Genomic DNA, 20,296 nt, shown 5'->3' on the forward strand with positions numbered 1-20,296 from the left:
TCTCCCTATTGGGGTGCGGTCGTGAGTGCACCTAATCGCGGCTTGAATACGGCCGTTTTGTAAATATCTGTCTCTTCATATAAACCATTGGCTGCAAACATCGGTGTGTAGCGATAGAATACTTCCGCTACGATGACGTTATCGCGCTCGTTGATGATGAGGCCTTCAGGTAATACCGCCGTAACGCCCACTGCCAAGCCAACACGACTTTCGGCCTCGAGCGATCCACCGCCCTCATATTGCCAACGAATGCGTTGTACATCGCCAGGGTCGCGCTCAACAGAGGTTACGATCACCACGCCATTCTCGGCGAATTCAAATGGGTCCATCACCTGTGAAGCAGCAAGTAAATATTCGTCCATTTGGTCGGCGGTCAAAACCGTTGCCTGCGAGGTAACGTCGGCCGTGATATAGGCAACTTTCTCGACTTTCTGATTCACAAGCACGGCGCGTGACAACTCAAATCCTCCCAACAGCAATATCATAAAAAAGCCCGAAGCAATCGCAAACTCGGTGACGGCTATCCCCGACTCATTACGCAAAAACTGTGTGCGAAATCCCATCAAAATGGCTCATTCCTAACAACAGCCCGCGCGGTAAGCACAATGACGGGGTCTTCATCTGGATCCAACTCATCATTGCCGAAAAACGCACCTGCCATCGGTGTTAATAAGGTCCATGGATATTGTACGGTGTAGACAACGACATCGCCCGCATTCCCTAAACCTGCGGCACCCATATCCGCGTCCCACTGTCCATTACCATTGGAATCAATATAAGGCTCTGCACCATCTTTAGTGCCGTTACCGTTACTATCCGTGTAGGGTTCAGGTTGGTTGATATCGCCGAAGCCACCACCATATGCCATCGAATCGATCTCGATCAATTCTGCATCCAACAAACCACCTGCCCGCTCATCGATCATCGCACGGATGGTTTCTTCGCGCGTTGCACCTTCCGTTGCGAATCCTGTCTTTCCCAAACGCGATGCATTGAAGGTCGCGCTTTCGATAATGTTTTGCACGAACATCATCATCGCTGCTTCAATGACACCCATCACGAACAATGACAGTACAGGCGCCACGAACGCGAATTCGAGCGCGGTCACGCCGTCATCGTTCTTACGAAACTGCTTCAGAAAGCGCATGATTCACCTCACGCTATAGTATAGAGAAGTGGGCCGCTTACGTCACGCAAAATCATTTCCAATTCATTGATATTGATGGATATTTTAATGGTGTTTCGCTCAAATTGTACCTATTTTGCACGCTTGTTTTCTACGTTCAATGTCGTTAGGTTATAGGACATTCACACGAGGTTATTATGCGCGCACATCTTCGTTTACTCTGCACCGTCTCACTTTTAGCGCTTGCTGCCTGCGACGGTACGATGGAAACCACCAAGGGGCCTGTTGACCCTGCAACACTTGGGCCACTCCCTGCACGCGAACTGCTCGCTATTGAATCTGGCAATCAATCCCTGCGTGCTGGCCAGACCGCACAAGCAGAAGCCTCTTACCGCAGCGCCATCGCACTCTCCAAAGGACATGTTGATGCGCATATCATGCTGGCACGACTACTTGCCAATCAAGGGCGTGCAGCCGAGGCACAAAAGATCGTGCAAGAAGGCCTAAGCTGGCAACCTGAGCAGCCAGACCTGAACTTGATGCTGGGTAAATATTTATTGTCGCAAGGTTATTATACCGAAGCACAGCGCGTCTTCGAAAATGGCCTGATCGCCATGCCGCGCAATATTGATTTGCTGGCGGGCAAAGGGATCGCCATGGACATGCAGGGTGACCATATTGGTGCACAACTCGCTTACAAGGAAGCGCTGACCTATAATCCACGCGAGCAAGCAAGCTTCGTGCAGAATAATCTGGGGCTTTCCTATTTGTTTAATAACGAAGCAAAAGAAGCGGTGAGCTTGCTTGAGCCACTCGCTAAGGAGAAAGACGCCTCGGCGGTGACGATACATAATCTTGCGCTGGCCTATACGTTGCTGAAAGAAGAGAAGAAGGCACAAGAAATCCTTGGTGACGACTATGATGCAGATAAGCAAAAAGAAGCGCTTGAGAGCTTAGAAGCATACTACGCTGCCAAGAAAAAAGGCGATGAAGCAGCAACGCCACCAAGCTTGCCTGTTCAAGCGAGCGAGTAGTACAAATCCCGTTAGATGAAGCCAGCAGGCTGAATCAGCCTTGAGCCAGCGAAGCTGCGCGAAGGCGAGCACGGCGTGTGCGAGGCCGAAGCGTTACATGCTATTTACTCGTTGTATCCAGCACGCTGATAATGGCCGGAGCCATTACAATCACGAAGAGTGTTGGTAGAATAAATACGATCATGGGCACGGTCATCATCGCGGGGAGTCGTGCTGCTTTTTGTTCAGCACGCAACATGCGCTCGGTGCGGAATTCTTTGGAGAGCACACGCAATGCTTGCGAGATAGGCGTACCGTATTTATCGGTCTGCACAATCACGTTCACGAACCCTCGAATTTCTTGCAAATCCACACGATCAGCGAGGTTCTTAAGCGCCACTTGCCTGTCGGGCAGGAATCCCAACTCCACCGAAGTGAGGCTTAACTCCTCAGCAATTTCGGGATAGGTTCGGCCAAGCTCTTTGGAAACGCGATCCAAAGCTGCGGCCAAGCTTAAGCCAGCCTCGGCACAAATCATCATCAAATCCAGTGCGTCGGGTAAGCCTTTTTGAATCGCGTGATAACGTTTGTCGCGCTTGTTGCGAATAATAATGTCGGGCAGCGATGAACCGAAATACGCAACCCCTAGCACGATAAGCCACTTCCACGCTTTCTTGGCTTCAAAGGGTGCTGCCCAGTCAATTTTAGCGAGAATCAGACCCAGTGCCAATGCTGCAAAAGGCGCAACCAGTTTGGCGAAAGCATAAATAATCACAGCATCTTTGCTACGGAATCCCGCACGCGTCATGCGTTTTTGCAACTCGCCCATTTGGTGCTGCTGCGTCAACTTCAACTGCGATACGACATTGCGGATAAACTCCATGCCGCTTTGTGATTTCACTTTTTTACGGCGCGTTGGGCCTATCAACCCTGATTTCAATTCCGCACGGCGTTCAGCGATTGCTTTGAGGCGCGGTGCCATGCGATCACGATCAATGAATAGCTGACCGATGGAGTATACCAGCAAGAATACCGTACCCATTGCGGTGACAAGCAGCACATCGTCTAAGGTTATCCCAAGGGGCAATAACGCTTCGATATTGAGTGGCTGTCCTGCTTGGTTGCTCATATTTCAAACTGCGTCATCTTACGCATGACGAACGCCCCCATAGCCATACTACATGCTGCACCAAGTGCTGACAGGTTGCCGCGATAATCCGTGTACAGCACCTTGATATAATCCGGCGAAACAATCGCCAGCATAATGAGAACGAAGAACGGCAAGGCGCCAACGATAAAACCAGAAGCCTTGGCTTCCGATGAGAGCGCTTTAATTTTGAGTTTCATCATAGCGCGGGCACGCAAAATTTCTGAGAGGTTACTCAGAATCTCGCCGAGGTTACCCCCCGTTTCACGCTGCAAGATAATGGTCGTCACGAAGAAGTTAAACTCGGTAAGCCCCAGTTTCGTCGCCACATCAGTCAGTGCCTTTTCAACGGGCACACCCAGTGCGATTTGCTGGGCAATCGTGCCGAATACGGGTCCCACAGGTTGGCCAATCTCGCGTGAGACGATTTGCATCGACTCACTCACTGGCAAACCTGCGCGCAAACCCCGTACAATCAAATCAATCGCATCAGGGAACAGTTTAATGAATTCGATTTTGCGCTTCGCAAGCTTTTTGCCAACAATCATGTGCGGAAAGCCAATCCCGACAATCAGCCCGATGAGCAAGCCCAGAAGGATTTTCTTTTTAAGAATGATAACCAGCAGCGCCACTACAATCACGATAATCAGATTCATCATCAAATAGCGCTTCGGCGTCATCTGCATGCCTGCGGTTTGCAGGCGCTCTGCGAGTGTTTCGAGATTCAGCTTTTTGACTTCACCAATGAATGGAAGCTTTGAATCCACTGCTTTACGACGCAAGCTTGATTGCCCCGACGTGCTTAGGGTGCTGGTGGCTGGCGTGCGCCCAACTACGCGTGCCATGCGAGCATTGCGTTTCTTGGCGCTGCCATCCGAGAAGGCGAACACTACGAGTAGCGCACCTAAAATCCCTGTGATTAAATACAGCATGATTACATCGCATCCAGCAGCGCTTTTTCGAGTCCGAAATAGGCTGCTTGTTTACAGAAATTGGGGCGTAATCCCGTGGATTTGAATTCACCAATCAGCTTGCCGTTAGCGTCTTCGCCTTGGAATACGTAGGTGTAGAGGTCTTGTGTAATCACCACCTCACCTTCCATCCCCACTACTTCTGTGACGTGCGTGATGCGGCGCATACCGTCACGCATACGCTGAATCTGGACAATGAGCTGCACAGCAGAAGCAATCTGATGTCGTATGGCGCTCGATGGCAACTTGGTACCCGCCATGTTCACCATGTTCTCCAAACGCGTCAGCGCCTCACGCGGGTTATTGGCGTGGAGCGTTCCAAGCGAACCGTCGTGACCTGTGTTCATCGCTTGTAGTAAGTCGAGCGCCTCGCCACCGCGTACCTCACCAAGGATAATGCGGTCAGGACGCATACGCAGCGCGTTTTTCACGAGGTCGCGCATGTTGATTTCACCACCACCCTCAAGGTTGGCTGGGCGTGTTTCAAGTGGCACGACGTGTGGCTGCTGTAATTGCAACTCTGCCGCATCCTCGATCGTTACGACGCGCTCGCCATGGTCAATCATGCGGCTGAGTGCGTTGAGTAACGTGGTCTTACCCGAACCCGTACCGCCCGATACGATGATGTTGAGACGGCATGCGCCAGCAATCTTAAGGACCGTACAGAGATTTGGAGAAATATTGCCCTGCTGCGCCATGATATCGAGCGTGATTTTCTTTTTAGAGAATTTACGAATCGAAATACTACAGCCTTTAAGTGATAATGGCGTAGCAATGACGTTTACGCGTGAACCGTCTTTTAGGCGCGCATCGCATATTGGGCTTGATTCATCGACACGACGACCAACCGCTGTAACGATACGCTGCGCAATGTTCATGACGTGTTCATTGTCGCGGAATTGAATGTCGGTCAGCTCCAACTTACCCTTGCGCTCGACATAAATTTGCTGTGGTCCATTCACCATAATATCCGTCACTGCTTCGTCTTTTAGCAGTGGCTCAAGCGGCCCTAGGCCAATCATGTCGTCCACGATTTGGTTGGCGAGTACGTGCTGCTCTGCCTGGTTGATGGCGAGTTTCTTCTCCATCACGATTTCACCAATCAGGTCGGTAATCTGGCGACGCAATTCCTCTGCCTTAAGGCGCGAAGCGGTAGGCAGGTCAATCTGCTCCATCAAGGTGTTGTAGATAAGCTCTTTGGTTTTCTGCAATTCATCGTCAAGCTGCGGCGCATCCTTTGATACGGCCGTCATGTTCGGGTCACGCTCACTCAAACGCTCGTTAGTTGGTGCGGGCGCCGAGGTTGCTGCGGCTTCGGCGGGAACTGCTGGCGGCGTAGCAGCACTGGCAGGGCTAGCAACAGGGATATTCCTGCGTCCAAAACCTGACATGGCCTACGCTTTCTTGGGTGCGAATAGCCCACCCAACAATGGCTTGGCTTGAGGCTTTGCGCCATCTGCTGGTTTTTTTGCACCCACAATGAGCTGCACCACCGCATGAAGTGCCTTTTGTACATCAACATGCTTAACAGCTTTGGCTGCTAATTCACCTTGCGTTGCGGCGACAAAAATATCTGCTGTGAAGGGAACATGGGCACTTATTTTTGTGCCAATATGCTTTTCAAAATCCGCTAATTTCAATTCGTGTTTGCCGTACATGCCTTCGCGATTACTAATGATTTTTGGCGCGGGGCGATGCAGTTGTTCCACCACATAGTCCTTGATACGCAGCGCGTCACGCAAGCTACCCAATGATAATTCGCTGACGATGATCACCTCATCTGCGGCCAGTAGCACGGCGCGGGTGAGCGGTGTCATCACGTGCGGCAAATCAACCAGTATCACTTCAAATTTCTCTCGCATCACCAGCAGCAGTTTCTCGGCGGCGTTGGCATCATGCGGCGTTGCCTCATGCAGAGGCTCTTCGGCGCTCAGCAAATAGAGGTTATCGACATACTTGGTCATCACACGATCGAGGAACAGTCCGTCGATACGGTCTGGTTTTTCAAGCGCGTCCTGCAAGCCACGGCTTGGCTCGATATCATGGGTGAGTGCTAGCGCACCAAAGTGCAAATCGAGGTCAATAATAGCGGTTGGCTTCTTTTGCTCAGTGGCGATGATATAGCCCGTATTCGCAACAATAGTTGTTGCACCTACGCCGCCACGCGCACCAATGAATGCGACCACCTTGGATGGTTTCTTAGCCTCAGATTTATCGCCGCGCGCTGGCGCTTCCTTAAGAATTTCCTGCAATTGTGCGGCGGTGAACGGCTCAAGCAAATAGCCATGCACGCCAATATCTTTGAGCCATTGATAAAAACGGAACGTGTCAATTTTTCCAGTAATCACCACTTTCGTTTCTGGCGCCACGACATCGGCCAATTGGTCGAGCATCGCTGGTGCGGCGTCGGCAGAAGGCACTTCGACGATCAAAAAGTCGGGTGAGGGATTTTCTTTTAGATACCCTACGGCATCCACTGCGCCGCCCTGAATCACCTTGGACGGCAGGGTGCTGAAGGCCTGCGCACACGCGTCTTTGCTGGGGCCATCGGTAAGAAACGCTATTACTTTCATGGTCGCCTATCGTTTGTTTAGTCGTTAGTTGCCAACATCGCTGAGTGGTTGGAGTGGTTGTGGAATCTCGCCAGCGCGATAACGCCCTACCGTACGCACGGTGCTCTCTGTATCGGTGCCAGAACCATGGCCGCGCACAGCATCGGCGGGGTCATCGAGTTGAATCGCTATGTTATTTGCCGTCGCACAGCCAAAATTACTATGCACACTATTATCATAATTTTCTGTCTGATGGCTCCAATCCGGGCATGGTGCGGGCTTGGTGATTTCGCGAGTGACTGGATTGATCACCGCTTTTTTCTCGGCGGGCACATAGTCATCGCATGCAGCAAGGGAGGCCAGTAACAGAATTGGCAGTATATGTTTCATGGCATTACCTCATCAAGAATCCAGCTTGACCACGGCTACCTGCAAATGCTGCATCAGGCGTCGTGGGTGCAGCAGGTGCTGCGGGCGGTAAATCGGCTTGCTTGGTTTCATCTACAGGCGCTGCTTCTGCATCACGAATCGCCTTCTCGGAATGCGGTGTTTTTGGCGACTCTCCTTGCAGTTTGCCAAGCACAATGCGCTCATAATCCGTTGGTGGCGTGTAGCCATCAAGCGGTGTAGCAAGCGTTGAGGGATCATCAATTGGCTTCACGATGTAAGGCGTGACGAGGATGACCAACTCGGTTTGGTTATTGCGGAATTCGCTTGAACGGAACAATGCACCCAAGACGGGAATATCACCCAGAATTGGGAATTCATTGATGTTATTTGCGTTGTCACTACGCAATAATCCTGCAATCGCGAAGGTCTGGCCACTACCTAAATCGACCGAGGTATTGGCGCGACGCGTTGTCAGTGCAGGTATGGTACCAAACGTTCCGCCCGTTATCGCGTTCTCGGTTGAAAGGGCGCTTACCTCAGGCAAGACAGCAAGGTTGATTTTATCCTTGCTCATGACCGTCGGTGTAAATTGAAGGCTGACACCAAATTGGCGATATTCAATCGTCACGGTACCATCATCGCCTGGCACAGGAATTGGAATCTCACCACCCGCAAGGAAGTTAGCAGCTTGGCCCGAGCGCGCTGTTAAATTAGGCTCTGCGAGGATGCTGACCAATCCATCACGCTCGAGCGCATCAATCACCGCCGTGAAGTTATTGCCACCATCAATGTTACGAATGAAAAGGCTGTTATCGCCACTGGTGGTGTTGCGCAGCAATGTTCCCGTATCGCTGACAAAATCACGCCCCTGCCCCAAGCCGAAAATGAAATTACCTGGGCCGTTAAAGAGGCTCTCCCAGTTAATGCCAAAGCGTTTCAGCTCGGTGCGCGCCACCTCAACAATTTTAACTTTGAGCAACACCTGATCGCTCTGACTTGTATCCATCATATTAATGACGCTTTGGCCATTGCCACGCAGGAACGATGTCGCCAAGCGACTGACCTTCTCGGCAAGCACGGGCGAGTTCACATCGCCTTTTAGGATGATTGCGTTATCGGTGGATGCTGCATCAATCTCGGCACCTGGCATCATTTGCGCGACGGCTTTGCGCAATTTGCTCAGGTTATGCGTTACAGTCACGGTACCTTGCAGAATAATGCGGTCATTCGCATCGACTGCCATAATACTGGTTTCACCAATATTGCGACCGTTCACATAAATCATTTTAGGTGAGACTACTTGAACATCGGCGATGTCTGAATCCGCCACCACAACGGAAACTGCAGGTTCTTTTAAGCGGATCGGAATACCCTTATTTACTTCTACCGCGAACCCACTATCGAGCGAGGAACGCGCCAGCGTATCATAAAATTCTCCAGCTTCTTTGGTCGGCTTCGGTGGCGCAGCCATCACAGGATTCGCGCTAGCAAATACGAGTGCGCATGATGCGACATAGGATGTTGCACGACGCGTGAGCGATGTACGTGGATGGGTCATTAGCGGAACTCCACTTCTTCGCGTTCTTTACCGCCGCGAATAATTTGCACTTTGGCACCAACAGCCATACGTGGCGTCACGATGGAGCTGACGTCACTATCACGCGTAACACTCTCCTCCTGACTTTTTTCAGCATTCTCTAATAAGGTGTGCAGATCAATCTCGCCTGCATCTTCCGTTTTTTCTGAGTCATCGTCTTTGGCAAGGCTACGCAAGCTTAGGCTGATTTTACCCAAATCCTTCGCAACGTTGATTTTCTCGGCTTGCTTGGGGGTGACCTCCAACGTCACCGTCTTAGCGAGCATGGCTTTATTCTCGGGATTATCGAGCATCTGATCGACCGCGAGGACACGCACGTCCTCTACGAAGGTTTCACTCGCACGCACGGGCGACTGACGACTTCCAGTGGAAAGCGTCAAAATCAAATCGACTTTATCACCAGGAAAAATAAAGCCCGCATTGCCCGACGTTGAATCCACCGCTATAGAAACTGCGCGCTTACCTTGCTCAAGCACCGCAGACATAAATCCGCCTTCGGTTGCTTTCACGAGCACATTTTTTACGACCGCCTCACCTTTTTGGATAGCGCGACGCGCAACGGAGCCGTCGAATTCTTTTAAGGTCACCTGACCATCCACCAACATAGATTCGGTGATGTTATCTTCAGGCCATTCTTTGAAGGTTAGAAAATCATTGGCACGCACGAAAGCGCCAGCAGGAATATCAATCGTTGCAACGACAATGCGTGGCCCCGTATTGGCATCGTCACTGCCCATACGACTTTTAAGGCCTAACGCCGTCACCAGCGCCAATATGGCGGCAACACCCAGCAATAGCAGACTACGTCCTTGCATCGCTTCTCCCCTGTGCACTCTGCCGATTTACTCGGCTTATTTGTTTTTTAACTGTGGCACCCTACCACAGCTTTCACCACTTTACTAGCTATTGATTTTTAACATTTTATTAGCATTTGAATCAAATTTCACTCTCTCTGGCACGCCTAACAAATAGCCCTGGAACATGCCCACGCCCATATCACTTAAGCGCTGATGCTGCGCCTCTGTCTCCACCCCCTCCGCGACCACGGTAGCACCAGATGTATGCGCCAGCTCCACCATGGCAGAGACATTGCTCGCCACACGCGCTTCCGTGATGTTACGGCTTAAGCGACCATCAAGCTTCACGAAATCTGGTTTGATCTCAGCGATCACATGCTTGAGCTCTTCTGCGGTCATCACATCGTCCACTGCGAGCGAGAAGCCGCGCGTGCGACAATAATCGACGAGCGTCTTGAGTTGTTTTAACCCAGCCAGTGGTGGCTGAATCGAAATATCGAGCACAATGTGGCGCGGCATCAGACCAAACGACTCAACCGCCTGCGACAATCCTTCGAGATAATGCTCGGGACGGCTAATGGAACCCGTGACGAAATTGATGAAGAGATACCCATCACTATCTGAGCCCACAAACGTACGCACCGCCTCTTTGTGCAGCATGCGATCAAGCTGGAACTCAAGGTTCAGCATACGACTGGCTAGCATAATGGCTCCACCATCACGCATTGACCCGCCTTCTTCTTCAATGCGGGCGAAGGCTTCGAAGCCTGCCACTTTACCGCGCTTATCAATCACACGCTGCATGAAGCAGATCAGCCGATGATCCAGCAGCGCGTGCATAAGCCAAATATGTTTGCTCGCCTGCTCCATCTCGATGTAGGAGCGCATAAGCATCGTCGCTTCTTCTTTGAGTGGTTGGGGCTGCGCCGGAATGAGTGCGACCTTGATGACAGATGCGGCGCCGTGTTTCTTGATCACTTCACCAACATCATTAAACGCGCTTACCCATGGGTGCTTAATCGCCATGCCGAACATGAGCGACGAGTCATACAGAGGCTTCATTCCCTTTGCTGCAAAATCCGCTTTGAGGCGTTCGGACAGGGCATTATCTGCGCATTGATAAATAAGCCAATAGTGCGGGGAAGGAATCCAAGGCGAATAAAAAGCGGGGCTGGGTGTCGTCACTGCGCTATCACTCACGTAAAGTTACGTTGGTTAGGTTGCGCTTTTAGAGGCGCAATTGCAAGCGCGAGATAAAAATAACGTATTGGATTTAATTCAATTTTTCGGAAGTGTGTCAGAGGACACAAAGGCAACAATGCCTAGCGCATCATGATCAGGAAGCCGTTCTTCACCGTGGCTGCTTCAGGCGCTACTGCCAGTTCGTCCCAGTTTGCTTTATTCTGGTCGAGCATCGCAGTGTTCTGCTGGTTGCCGCAAGCTGTGAGGCAAAGCATCACGGCAGTAAGTGCAATCAGGTTTTTCATGTGTAGCTCCATGTGGGGCGTTTGTTTCTTGACGCCCTTATGCGCCTGTTGCGCTGCAATGAGGAGTGCTCTTTCGGAAGCCAAGCTATGCAGCAAACGCATAGCTAAAAAATGCTATAAATTACAACGGATCGGCTGTTGTAAAGGCGCAACCCACTATATATAGCGTACTACATCTAGTGGGTGTGCATAACTTATTGATTAGATTTCGCGGTGACCACCGCCGCCAGTGCCTAAATCACGCGGCAAGCCATGGCTAATCGGTGCGGACTGCACATCGTGAGCAAGCATGCGGGCAAACTCTGCGGCTTGTTGGTTGGCCTTGCTGAAATCCGACGACATTTGTGCCGCGATACGCGCCAGCAATGCTTGTTTACCAGGCTTAGCACCAATACGGCCACTATTAAGAAGCGATACGAGTGGTGTGTTGAGCGGGTTCTTGCCGATACCCAAAATCATCATCTGGAAACCGCCTGAAACATCCGCGTCAGGAATCATGCCGAATAGCGAGCCAGGCCCCATACCACCACGGGCGGCCTGCTCCATCGACTGCATTTGGGCTATTCGACTGATAATATCATCTGCCATGGACCCATTATACCACGATAAAGGTTACGATAGTATTACAAAAACACTAGTTTACGAGGGCTTTCTTAAAGGGGCAATCGAGCGAAAACGCTGGGATATCAACGTCAAAATGCTCTCCCTTGGTGTTCACCATTTCGTAGGCGCCGAGCATAATGCCTGATGGCGTATTCAGCGACGTGCCCGAGGTATATTGAAATGCCTTGCCTGGTTCAATCACTGGCGTTTCACCAATGACCCCTGGCCCACGCACTTCTTGGGTGAGGCCCTGCTCGTCCGTAATCTGCCAATAACGATTGAGCAGTTGCACCGTTTCGGAACCATGATTTTCAAGTTGAATCGTGTAGGCCCAGACATAATGACCGTCTGATGGCTCGGAGTGCTCGTTCAAGAACGTCGGCACTGCGGTGACTTTAATGTCGCGTGTAACTTTGCTGAACATAGGATGGGGATATAAGTACGATGTAGCGTGAAAGTCAAGGGTGGCTAAGCACCAATTCTGCGCATAAATTCCATACCCAACTGCAATTGGGCGCTTTCGATAAATTCATCGGGCTGGTGCGCTTGGTCGATGGAGCCTGGGCCGCAAATAATGGTGTTCAAGCCGTGATGTTGGAAGATGCCGCCCTCTGTCCCGTAGGAGACATATTCGGCGTGGTTGCTATTGGCCAAGCGCTTGGCGAGTGCGACATGTTCACTTGCTTCATCTACCGCACCAAGACCATGGACATTGGTGAGTTGGCGCGTGACGATCGAGGTGGTGGGGTCGATTTGCTTCATCGCATCTTCTAGCGCAATGCATTGCTCGTAATATGGCTTAAGAATTTCCGCTACATCCGTACCTGGCAGTGGGCGCACTTCCCACGCGATGCGGCAATGACGCGGGATGATATTGCGTGCCGTGCCCCCCTCGACCACGCCAACATGCACGGTGGAGTAGTTGGGAGTGAACCCTGATTTTTTGTCGGCCTTTTTGCGTGCACGGATGGAAATATCGTTGAGCGTATGAATTAACTCACCCATCAACATCACGGCGTTTACGCCTTGTTGTGGCATGCTCGAATGCGCCTCGCGCCCTGTGATAATTGTTTCGTAAGAAAGTATACCCTTATGCGCGATGACGAGCTTCATCTCGGTCGGTTCACCAACCACGATTAAGGATGGCTCTACATGCTCGTCGATTAATTTCTGCGCCATTGGCGCTGCGCCTAGGCAGCCGATCTCTTCATCATGCGAGAAGGCAAACCAGATTGGTTTTCTTGGTGATTGCGCCTTCCAATAGTCCACATGCGCCAGCGCAAGCGCAAGGAATGACTTCATGTCACTCGTACCGCGACCATAAAAACGCCCGCCTCGAAAAGCGAGTTGGTAAGGGTCGCTCGACCATGGCTGACCAACCGTTGGTACAACATCCGTGTGGCCTGAAAGCACAATTCCGCCCTGCCCCTTGGGTCCCACACGCGCTAAGAGTGATGCTTTGCCATTGCCTTCGTTGACACGTTCATAGGGCACGGCGCGCCGACCCAAGAAATCTTCCACCCATTCGATAAGCGCGAGATTGCTTTGGTGGCTGGTCGTATCGAAGCTCACCAGCTTGGCGAGAATTTCAATGACGTTCTCTAGTGACGGATAACTCATGCCACCTTTTTAGGCGGTTCCATCATCTTTGGCAAATCACCAATGAGCCCCATCGCATGACGCATGAAGAAATGTTTGAGAGGCGGCATACGCTCGACCATCTTAAGGCCAGTGCGACGCAAGAATGCCAACGATGGCGAGCGGTTCGAGAATAGGCGATTCAGCAAGTCGGTGCTTGCGGTCATGCTTACAGAATCAAATTTCCGCCAGCGTTGATAATGCTTCAACAGCTCGGCATCGCCCAAGTCGCGTTTGTGTTGGTGCTGTTCAATCAGCAACTCAGATAGCACTGCGACATCGCGGTAACCAAGGTTCACACCCTGACCCGCAATGGGGTGAATGCCATGCGCTGCATCACCCACTAATACAAAACGTGACGCGATGAATTCCGTCGCGGTTTGGAGTTTGAGCGGATAGGCGAAGCGCTTGCCCACGGCTTTTACCTTGCCCCAATACTCGCCGCTGCGACGCGCAAGCTCGGCATTAAATTCGTCGTCACTTAGTTTCATATAATGTGCAGCGTCATCTTCATGCTCTGTCCAGACGATGCCACTACGATGCGTTCCATGCGCATCGTCGATCAATGGCAACACCGCAAACGGCCCTGCAGGCATGAAGCGTTCCAGCGCGAGGCCTTGATGGGGATTCTCATGCTCCATCACACACACAATCGCCGTTTGGTCATAGGAGATGATGCGATAATCAATGCCCGCTTTATCGCGCAGGCCTGAAAATCTACCATCCGCCGCGACGAGCAATGGGGCTTTGAGTTCGCGACCATTATCGAGTTTAGCGACCACATGTGTATCGAAGGTTTCATAATCCGTGACTTTCAGGCCGCTCAACATGGTGATGCCCGACTGCTCGGTAACTTTCTTATAAAGCCCACGGCGAATCATGTGATTTTCGATGATGTAGCCAAATGGTTCATCGCCCACGTCTTTGTCGTGGTAATGCACGAAACCTTGGGCGAAACCATCGCACACGCGAATATCGTGGATGGGCGAAATATTCGGCGCGATATAATTCCACGCACCGATATGCTCTAAGATTCGCACCGAGCCGAGCGCGATGGCGCTGGTGCGCCCATCAAAACTGGTTTCGATCTGATCCTTGGCGGGGATTGGGTCAATTACCACCACATTCAGGCCGCCCTGCGCGAGTGCGAGCGCCAGCGCATTGCCAACCAGACCGCCCCCTGCGATGATGATGTCATGAGATTCCATGACGCTGGTGTAGCACGCGCCAGATTACTTGCAAACATGACTCTTTTTTATGCAGCTTGCTGTTTCTATTGGCATGGCCGCGACGCAGGCCAATGTTTATCCTATTGATTTCACTCATTATATAGACTGGCACGGGTCTTGTAACACTTGACCCACTTTATTTGTTCCTGCAACCACTAAGGGGGAGGCTTTACGGCCTCCCTTTTTTTGTGTCATAAGCGTCGGATGAAAATTGCATCGTGGAACGTCAACTCCGTCCGCATTCGCGGGCATATTCTCAAACGCTATGTCGAGATGGCCAAGCCCGATGTGCTGTGCCTGCAAGAAACCAAGGTCGAGGATAAAGACTTCCCGCATGATTTGGTGGGAGAGCTTGGCTTTAAGCATCACCTGTTTTCAGGGCAGAAGAGTTATAATGGTGTTGCCATCTTCTCAAAGGTTCCGCTGACATTGCACAGCACGAACGATGTTTCGGGCAGTGGTGCGAAACGCCATATCGCCGCGACATTACCTAACGGTATCGAGATTCATAATTTCTACGTGCCTGCGGGCGGTGACATTCCCGACCCGAAAGAAAACGAGAAGTTCGACGATAAATTGAAGTTCGTGGCAGGGATGACGAAATGGTCAAAAACCGTGAACCCTAAAAAGCCTGTAGTGATTTTGGGTGATATGAACATCGCGCCCTATGAGCATGATGTGTGGTCATCCAAACAATTGCGCGACGTGGTGAGCCATACGCCGATTGAGCGCGAGAAGATGCTGGCGCTACGCGACACGATTGGTTGGATTGACGCGGCGCGCGAATTCACCCCGATGGAAGAGAAGCTCTTCAGTTGGTGGAGCTATCGCAACCGTGATTGGAAAGTGGCGAATCGTGGCCGCAGACTAGACCATATCTGGGTAACGCCTGCGCTGAAGTCGGCGCTTAAGGGGCATGTGATTACCAAGGAGACCAGAGATTGGGAAAGCACGTCGGACCACGTGCCGATACTTTTGGAATTGAAGCTCTAATCGAGCAGATTTCGAATCGAGATGTTTTTGAGTGCGGGGCGTGTGCAATAGAAGAGTACACCAAGCCACACGAAACCAAGTACTGCTGCAACGGGCAATAGATACATACTAGTGGAGGCTCACAGGGTCGAGGTTGTTTTGACGCGCCGTGTAATAGGCGCCTTCCTCGGTTGGGAAGATGGCAAGCTGCGTACCGTCTGCGGCGAATACTGCAAAGCCTGCTTCGTTACCATCGGTTACTGGCTTAATGTAGGCCATGGTCTCAACGCCTACCATTGACATCATCAGCTCTTCCAAGGTTACGGTTTCAACTTGCATATTCTGTCTCCCAGTCGGTTTTTGTCTTACTTGCAATCTAACAAAAATCGGCCGCGCCATGTGTGACAGTTGCGTGAAATCGTTGCATCTGTGGATTGTCATAGAGTTGTCATATTTGAAGGGGGTCTTACCCCCGCCGCTTTACGGCTCGCGCTGCTGCGCTCGAATAACGGGATTTGGTATGTCCTAGCGCTTTCTAGGCGCGACGCCGCGCGGGTCGATGAAGACAAACATCTTGTCTTGAATGACGGGCCCAAAGGCAGCGTTTTGCAACTGAATGCTCGTTTCGCCACCTGACGCGTCGATGATTTTCATCTGCTTAAGCTGCATGGGCTTTTCGGTTAACTCGAGCGTGAGCGTGCCTTGTTCTGGCTGCTCGCGCTGTACGATGGAAGCGCGGATAATCCCGCCAGATTTCTTGAAGTCGACCAGCACCGTTGCGGGGCTTTGCAAGCGAATATCTTTTTGCGCAAGGAAGCCCGCCAAGGTCTCATCCAAGGGGATGTAATTCACTTGGTCCAACGACGCGTCGAAGTAAGTTACCGTCTTGCCATTCGATACCAGAAGGATCGGCGTAGGTGGATTATATTGCCAGCGCATTTTGCCAGGGCGCTTGAGATAGAATTTTCCTGTCGCCAATTCACCATTAGGTGAGACTTGATTAAAGTCCGCCACGATGGAGCTAATACTCGAAAGATACGTTTCAACGGCCTTCACTTGCTTGGCGTTCCACTCCCCCGCGAAGGCTGGGGTGGCAAAAAGGCAGAGAATCATCGCTAGAGCTTTTTTCATGAGATATGGATTGCCACGAAGCATGGCGACTCGCAATGACAAAGTGAATAAAGAGTGCTTCAATTTTAGCTGAATGCTTGGAGTTCAAGGCGATTATCTACCGCCCCTACCATCATTCTGTCGGATAAGTGGCGCGGGAGATTCCGCTGGTGCTTCTGTAGCAGGCTGAATAGGCGCAACTTGTCCAGCGCCGTTTAATATATCCCTCTGCTGCTGTAAGATGCCTTCTGCTGTTTCTTCAAATAACTGCCTGCGTTCATCCACTGTTGTAAAACTAAGGGATGCAGTAGCTAAATTTTGATAGTCTCTGGATTGTATGGCTTCTAAGCGCTGGTCGCGCGCGGACTGAAAATCCACGTTGTTAAAATAACCTTGATTATATATTGCTATTTCCTCAGGGTACATAAGAGGTGTAGTTGTCATTGCGTCTTCATCAACAGAAGCGGGCACGCCAACAAAGGGAAAGCCTGCGATAAATCTATCAAAACTCCAATTTGAGCCTTCCATTGATTGGTAATATACTGGCATTGACCCACTATTAATTGTTGATTCAAATACGTTGCCCGTTATTGAAGATATATGCCACTGATGCCACTCGCTTACTGAGGCATCAGCGTAAAAGCCTTCAACCACGTAATAATCTCCAGCACGCCTTAAGTCGTTTGGACGATCACTATTAATAGATCCAAGCACATCGTCATCGTTCTCAACACGTTGCATCAGCAATGCTTCAACTACCGACATTTCTGAACAATCAAACTTACGTTGATCTGATAGAGTATTAAAGTTGCTGAGTCGCAAACCACTTGCTCGATATTCAGAGAAAAGTGGCTCTTCGCCCATTTCTTCAGAAACGATTTGTCCTAAGTTAGCTTCCCACGCTTCGCGTTGAGATCTCCCCCAACCAGGCATGGCTAATAGGCTCTGTGCGGTTGATGAAGTTGCCAATCTATCTCTAATACGCGACTCAACTCTTCGAAACGCCTGAGCAAATTCAGAATCATCTTCAATATTAATCGGTCGACTTAACTCTGGAACGGTAGTTGTATTCACCGCTCTATCACGCAAAATAGCATTCGCAGACACAGCAACATAGCCGTCACGAATCATTTCAATTCTATCAGGATACTGACCCACGATTTAAGTTTATGACCTAAATATTAATTTCTGCTTAACGCATCAAGACTTCACGTTTACCCACGTGATTGGCGGGGCCGACGATGCCCTCCTCCTCCATGCGGTCAATCATCCGCGCGGCGCGGTTATAGCCGAGCTTCAGGCGGCGCTGCAGATAGCTGGTGGATGCCTTGCCGTCCTGAATCACGATTTGTTTGGCCTGACGGTAGAGGTCTTCTTCGGCGCCACCCTCACCTTCCATCATATCGGCCATGTTGGATTCTTCTTCGTCGTCGCGGGTCACCGCCTCTTCATATTGCGGCTCGCCTTGCGTGCGCAGATAGTTGGTGACGGCTTCGACTTCCTTGTCGGAAATGAAGGGGCCATGCACGCGGGTGATGCGACCACCACCAGCCATATGTAGCATGTCACCTTGGCCGAGCAGTTGCTCTGCCCCCTGCTCACCCAGAATGGTGCGCGAGTCGATTTTGCTGGTGACTTGGAACGAAATACGCGTCGGGAAGTTGGCTTTGATAACACCGGTAATCACATCCACCGACGGGCGCTGCGTTGCCATAATAATGTGAATACCCGCTGCACGCGCCATCTGCGCGAGGCGCTGGATGGAACCTTCGATTTCTTTACCTGCGACGATCATCAAATCGGCCATCTCATCGACGATGACGACGATGAATGGCAGCGGCGTGGTATCAAGCGCCTGCTTTTCCATGATGGGTTTGCCGGTTTCAGCATCAAAACCCGTCTGCACGGTGCGGAATAATTCCTCGTCGTTCTGACGCGCTTCGTCGAGGCGCTTATTATAGTTCTCGATATTGCGCACGCCGAGATTGCTCATCAGGCGATAACGATTTTCCATTTCCTTCACCGCCCACTTGAGCGCGACGACCGCTTTACCCGGCTCGGTCACAACGGGTGAAAGTAGATGCGGAATATTGTCGTAAATCGAAAGCTCGAGCATCTTCGGGTCGATCATGATGAACTTACATTGATCCGGCGTCAGATGATAAACGAGCGACATGATCATGGTGTTAATCGCCACCGATTTACCCGAACCTGTCGTACCCGCGACGAGCAAATGCGGCATTTTTGCGAGGTCGGCAATAATCGGCTCGCCACCGATGTCGCGACCCAGCACGAGTGGCAATTTTGCTTCCGTGTCTTCGTAGCTATCGTCCTCGAACAACTCACGCAACACCACCATTTCGCGGTTGCTGTTTGGTAATTCGATACCAATCGCGTTACGGCCTGGGATCACCGCGATACGTGCAGAAATCGCGCTCATCGAGCGGGCAATATCGTCCGCCAAACCAATCACGCGGGATGATTTGATGCCTGGTGCAGGCTCGAGTTCATAGAGCGTCACCACAGGGCCTGGACGCACGTTGGTGATTTCACCTTTAATACCGAAATCAAGCAATACCGACTCAAGTAGTCGTGCGTTTTGTTCCAGCGCAGACTCGCTTTGTTGCTTCACTGCCTTACTGGATTTCTTTTGTAATAGATCCAACGAAGGCAGGGTGAATGCACCCTTGCGTGGTCGTAAGCCAAGCGATGCTTGGTTGTCGACTTTTTTCGATTTTTTGGATTGGACGCGTTTCTTAGTGAGCACCGGCTCGTCATCTTCTTCGTCGATTTCATCGTCGTCCGCTTCATCGACGGTTTCTTCTTCCGCTTCTTCGTCTTCTTCCTCATGGCGGCGACGCGCTACCATTTGCCAAAGGGTTATGGCACCGCCTGCAATCGCGGCAGTTACCGTACGAAGGATAATGGATAATGCGATATACTCATGCAGACGCAAGCCAAGCGCCAGAGGTAGCGTTACGAGGCATAACACCACCATCAATGCGATTGCTGCTAATGCAGGCAGTAATTGAATCAGCGCCATGCTGATCACAATGCCGATGGCACCGCTAGCCTGTGCAAGCCACGCAGCACCTGTATAAGCGGCCAACAACGCAAGCGCTGCTGAACCTGTTACCAGCGCCAACACAAGCGCCAGAATGCGCCAGCCCATGCTGGACTCAGTATCTTTCATCACCCAGCGCCATGCCCAACCCAGCGGCGCAACAACCAGTATCGCTGCCATCACACCAAAAAGCTGGCGGCACATATCCGCGAGAATCGCGCCCGTTAAACCTACGGCATTGTGAATCGTATCATTGCCCGAATGGTTCCATGATGGATCGCCTGCGTGATAGGTTAATAACGAGGCAGCCAGTATGATGCTAAACGTCACCGCAATGAGCGCATAGAGCTCAGAACTGCGGCGGGCGATGAATTCAGGAACAGGAATCATATTGACGGCGCGACGAAGCATTGCAAAGTCCTTTTACAGTTTGTTCCCAGCTTGCCTCGCGCGCAATGGAACGCCGCTTAGCGGGCTGAGGGCTCTTTACTTATCCACAGCTAGACTAGACACCCCAAACAACCCTACAGCAAGCAGAAACCCTTGGTTTTTTGGCTTTTAACCCGTCTATTCGTTACCTGTTGCGGCAAAGGCGCATCT

21 protein-coding genes are annotated in these 20,296 nt (G+C 51.2%); 2 read left to right on the forward strand and 19 right to left on the reverse strand.

Features of this window, described 5'->3' with window-relative positions:
- Positions 1–5: 5 nt before the first annotated feature.
- A complete protein-coding gene (locus J0M34_04715) occupies positions 6–563 on the reverse strand; it encodes a pilus assembly protein (GenBank protein ID MBN8543549.1) in 558 nt (185 codons plus the stop codon).
- On the reverse strand, positions 563–1,147 hold the full coding sequence (locus tag J0M34_04720) for a pilus assembly protein (protein ID MBN8543550.1): 585 nt from the start codon (positions 1,145–1,147) through the stop codon (positions 563–565). The genes J0M34_04715 and J0M34_04720 overlap by 1 nt, the downstream gene beginning before the upstream one ends.
- Before the next feature lie 176 nt (positions 1,148–1,323).
- Between J0M34_04720 and J0M34_04725 the strand changes: the two genes are divergently transcribed.
- The gene (locus tag J0M34_04725; GenBank protein MBN8543551.1) at positions 1,324–2,160 is read left to right on the forward strand and encodes a tetratricopeptide repeat protein; all 837 of its coding nucleotides are present in this window, start codon (positions 1,324–1,326) and stop codon (positions 2,158–2,160) included.
- 100 nt (positions 2,161–2,260) lie between these two features.
- On the opposite strand, the gene J0M34_04730 is transcribed toward J0M34_04725, so the two are convergent.
- The 13 genes from J0M34_04730 to J0M34_04790 all read right to left on the reverse strand — a co-directional run bounded on the left by J0M34_04730 (position 2,261) and on the right by J0M34_04790 (position 14,529).
- Positions 2,261–3,268 (reverse strand): type II secretion system F family protein, encoded by a 1,008-nt coding sequence (locus J0M34_04730; GenBank protein MBN8543552.1) that lies wholly within the window; start codon positions 3,266–3,268, stop codon positions 2,261–2,263.
- Positions 3,265–4,218 carry a type II secretion system F family protein gene (locus tag J0M34_04735; protein MBN8543553.1) on the reverse strand — a complete coding sequence of 318 codons (954 nt, stop codon included), beginning with the start codon at positions 4,216–4,218 and terminating at the stop codon, positions 3,265–3,267. The genes J0M34_04730 and J0M34_04735 overlap by 4 nt, the downstream gene beginning before the upstream one ends.
- Before the next feature lie 2 nt (positions 4,219–4,220).
- Entirely contained in the window at positions 4,221–5,648 is a 1,428-nt protein-coding gene (locus J0M34_04740; GenBank protein ID MBN8543554.1) for a CpaF family protein, read from the reverse strand.
- A gap of 3 nt (positions 5,649–5,651) precedes the next feature.
- Positions 5,652–6,830 (reverse strand): AAA family ATPase, encoded by a 1,179-nt coding sequence (locus tag J0M34_04745; GenBank protein ID MBN8543555.1) that lies wholly within the window; start codon positions 6,828–6,830, stop codon positions 5,652–5,654.
- Between the two features lie 24 nt (positions 6,831–6,854).
- Complete coding sequence (locus tag J0M34_04750) at positions 6,855–7,199, reverse strand: hypothetical protein (protein ID MBN8543556.1); 345 nt, start codon at positions 7,197–7,199, stop codon at positions 6,855–6,857.
- Positions 7,200–7,203: 4 nt separating this feature from the next.
- Entirely contained in the window at positions 7,204–8,757 is a 1,554-nt protein-coding gene (locus J0M34_04755) for a type II and III secretion system protein family protein (protein ID MBN8543557.1), read from the reverse strand.
- Positions 8,757–9,611: a Flp pilus assembly protein CpaB gene (gene cpaB / locus J0M34_04760; protein ID MBN8543558.1), complete on the reverse strand. Its 855-nt coding sequence runs from the start codon at positions 9,609–9,611 to the stop codon at positions 8,757–8,759. The genes J0M34_04755 and cpaB overlap by 1 nt, the downstream gene beginning before the upstream one ends.
- A gap of 84 nt (positions 9,612–9,695) precedes the next feature.
- Entirely contained in the window at positions 9,696–10,793 is a 1,098-nt protein-coding gene (locus J0M34_04765; GenBank protein MBN8543559.1) for an EAL domain-containing protein, read from the reverse strand.
- 122 nt (positions 10,794–10,915) lie between these two features.
- A complete protein-coding gene (locus J0M34_04770; GenBank protein MBN8543560.1) occupies positions 10,916–11,080 on the reverse strand; it encodes a hypothetical protein in 165 nt (54 codons plus the stop codon).
- A 201-nt stretch (positions 11,081–11,281) separates the two neighbouring features.
- On the reverse strand, positions 11,282–11,668 hold the full coding sequence (locus tag J0M34_04775; GenBank protein ID MBN8543561.1) for a hypothetical protein: 387 nt from the start codon (positions 11,666–11,668) through the stop codon (positions 11,282–11,284).
- A gap of 46 nt (positions 11,669–11,714) precedes the next feature.
- Positions 11,715–12,107, reverse strand: coding sequence for a Co2+/Mg2+ efflux protein ApaG (gene apaG / locus J0M34_04780; GenBank protein MBN8543562.1), 393 nt, complete (start codon positions 12,105–12,107; stop codon positions 11,715–11,717).
- A gap of 44 nt (positions 12,108–12,151) precedes the next feature.
- Complete coding sequence (gene argE, locus J0M34_04785; GenBank protein MBN8543563.1) at positions 12,152–13,303, reverse strand: acetylornithine deacetylase; 1,152 nt, start codon at positions 13,301–13,303, stop codon at positions 12,152–12,154.
- Positions 13,300–14,529 (reverse strand): UbiH/UbiF/VisC/COQ6 family ubiquinone biosynthesis hydroxylase, encoded by a 1,230-nt coding sequence (locus J0M34_04790; protein MBN8543564.1) that lies wholly within the window; start codon positions 14,527–14,529, stop codon positions 13,300–13,302. Before J0M34_04790 ends, argE begins: the two co-directional genes overlap by 4 nt.
- A gap of 225 nt (positions 14,530–14,754) precedes the next feature.
- Here J0M34_04790 and xth point away from each other — a divergent pair, with 225 nt between their 5' ends.
- Positions 14,755–15,543 (forward strand): exodeoxyribonuclease III, encoded by a 789-nt coding sequence (gene xth / locus J0M34_04795; GenBank protein MBN8543565.1) that lies wholly within the window; start codon positions 14,755–14,757, stop codon positions 15,541–15,543.
- Between the two features lie 108 nt (positions 15,544–15,651).
- On the opposite strand, the gene J0M34_04800 is transcribed toward xth, so the two are convergent.
- The 4 genes from J0M34_04800 to J0M34_04815 all read right to left on the reverse strand — a co-directional run bounded on the left by J0M34_04800 (position 15,652) and on the right by J0M34_04815 (position 20,107).
- On the reverse strand, positions 15,652–15,861 hold the full coding sequence (locus J0M34_04800) for a DUF1150 family protein (protein ID MBN8543566.1): 210 nt from the start codon (positions 15,859–15,861) through the stop codon (positions 15,652–15,654).
- Between the two features lie 186 nt (positions 15,862–16,047).
- The gene (locus tag J0M34_04805) at positions 16,048–16,653 is read right to left on the reverse strand and encodes an outer membrane lipoprotein carrier protein LolA (GenBank protein ID MBN8543567.1); all 606 of its coding nucleotides are present in this window, start codon (positions 16,651–16,653) and stop codon (positions 16,048–16,050) included.
- Positions 16,654–16,746: 93 nt separating this feature from the next.
- Positions 16,747–17,763, reverse strand: a complete 1,017-nt coding sequence (locus J0M34_04810) for a hypothetical protein (GenBank protein ID MBN8543568.1) — start codon at positions 17,761–17,763, stop codon at positions 16,747–16,749.
- A 61-nt stretch (positions 17,764–17,824) separates the two neighbouring features.
- The gene (locus J0M34_04815) at positions 17,825–20,107 is read right to left on the reverse strand and encodes a DNA translocase FtsK 4TM domain-containing protein (GenBank protein ID MBN8543569.1); all 2,283 of its coding nucleotides are present in this window, start codon (positions 20,105–20,107) and stop codon (positions 17,825–17,827) included.
- Positions 20,108–20,296 lie beyond the last annotated feature (189 nt).

It is taken from the genome of Alphaproteobacteria bacterium (genome assembly GCA_017302575.1).
GTDB lineage: Bacteria > Pseudomonadota > Alphaproteobacteria > Rickettsiales > UBA3002 > JAFLDD01.

Excerpts from the sequence above, each read along its gene's own strand:
- J0M34_04800 (MBN8543566.1), bottom strand. The coding sequence starts at position 15,861 with ATGCAAGTTGAAACCGTAACCTTGGAAGAGCTGATGATGTCAATGGTA.
- J0M34_04715 (MBN8543549.1), bottom strand. The coding sequence starts at position 563 with ATGGGATTTCGCACACAGTTTTTGCGTAATGAGTCGGGGATAGCCGTC.
- J0M34_04755 (MBN8543557.1), bottom strand. The coding sequence starts at position 8,757 with ATGACCCATCCACGTACATCGCTCACGCGTCGTGCAACATCCTATGTC.
- J0M34_04770 (MBN8543560.1), bottom strand. The coding sequence starts at position 11,080 with ATGAAAAACCTGATTGCACTTACTGCCGTGATGCTTTGCCTCACAGCT.
- J0M34_04815 (MBN8543569.1), bottom strand. The coding sequence starts at position 20,107 with ATGCTTCGTCGCGCCGTCAATATGATTCCTGTTCCTGAATTCATCGCC.
- cpaB (MBN8543558.1), bottom strand. The coding sequence starts at position 9,611 with ATGCAAGGACGTAGTCTGCTATTGCTGGGTGTTGCCGCCATATTGGCG.
- J0M34_04725 (MBN8543551.1), top strand. The coding sequence starts at position 1,324 with ATGCGCGCACATCTTCGTTTACTCTGCACCGTCTCACTTTTAGCGCTT.
- apaG (MBN8543562.1), bottom strand. The coding sequence starts at position 12,107 with ATGTTCAGCAAAGTTACACGCGACATTAAAGTCACCGCAGTGCCGACG.
- J0M34_04790 (MBN8543564.1), bottom strand. The coding sequence starts at position 14,529 with ATGGAATCTCATGACATCATCATCGCAGGGGGCGGTCTGGTTGGCAAT.
- J0M34_04810 (MBN8543568.1), bottom strand. The coding sequence starts at position 17,763 with ATGATTCGTGACGGCTATGTTGCTGTGTCTGCGAATGCTATTTTGCGT.
- argE (MBN8543563.1), bottom strand. The coding sequence starts at position 13,303 with ATGAGTTATCCGTCACTAGAGAACGTCATTGAAATTCTCGCCAAGCTG.
- J0M34_04735 (MBN8543553.1), bottom strand. The coding sequence starts at position 4,218 with ATGCTGTATTTAATCACAGGGATTTTAGGTGCGCTACTCGTAGTGTTC.
- J0M34_04750 (MBN8543556.1), bottom strand. The coding sequence starts at position 7,199 with ATGAAACATATACTGCCAATTCTGTTACTGGCCTCCCTTGCTGCATGC.
- J0M34_04745 (MBN8543555.1), bottom strand. The coding sequence starts at position 6,830 with ATGAAAGTAATAGCGTTTCTTACCGATGGCCCCAGCAAAGACGCGTGT.
- J0M34_04805 (MBN8543567.1), bottom strand. The coding sequence starts at position 16,653 with ATGAAAAAAGCTCTAGCGATGATTCTCTGCCTTTTTGCCACCCCAGCC.
- J0M34_04720 (MBN8543550.1), bottom strand. The coding sequence starts at position 1,147 with ATGCGCTTTCTGAAGCAGTTTCGTAAGAACGATGACGGCGTGACCGCG.
- J0M34_04730 (MBN8543552.1), bottom strand. The coding sequence starts at position 3,268 with ATGAGCAACCAAGCAGGACAGCCACTCAATATCGAAGCGTTATTGCCC.
- xth (MBN8543565.1), top strand. The coding sequence starts at position 14,755 with ATGAAAATTGCATCGTGGAACGTCAACTCCGTCCGCATTCGCGGGCAT.
- J0M34_04775 (MBN8543561.1), bottom strand. The coding sequence starts at position 11,668 with ATGGCAGATGATATTATCAGTCGAATAGCCCAAATGCAGTCGATGGAG.
- J0M34_04740 (MBN8543554.1), bottom strand. The coding sequence starts at position 5,648 with ATGTCAGGTTTTGGACGCAGGAATATCCCTGTTGCTAGCCCTGCCAGT.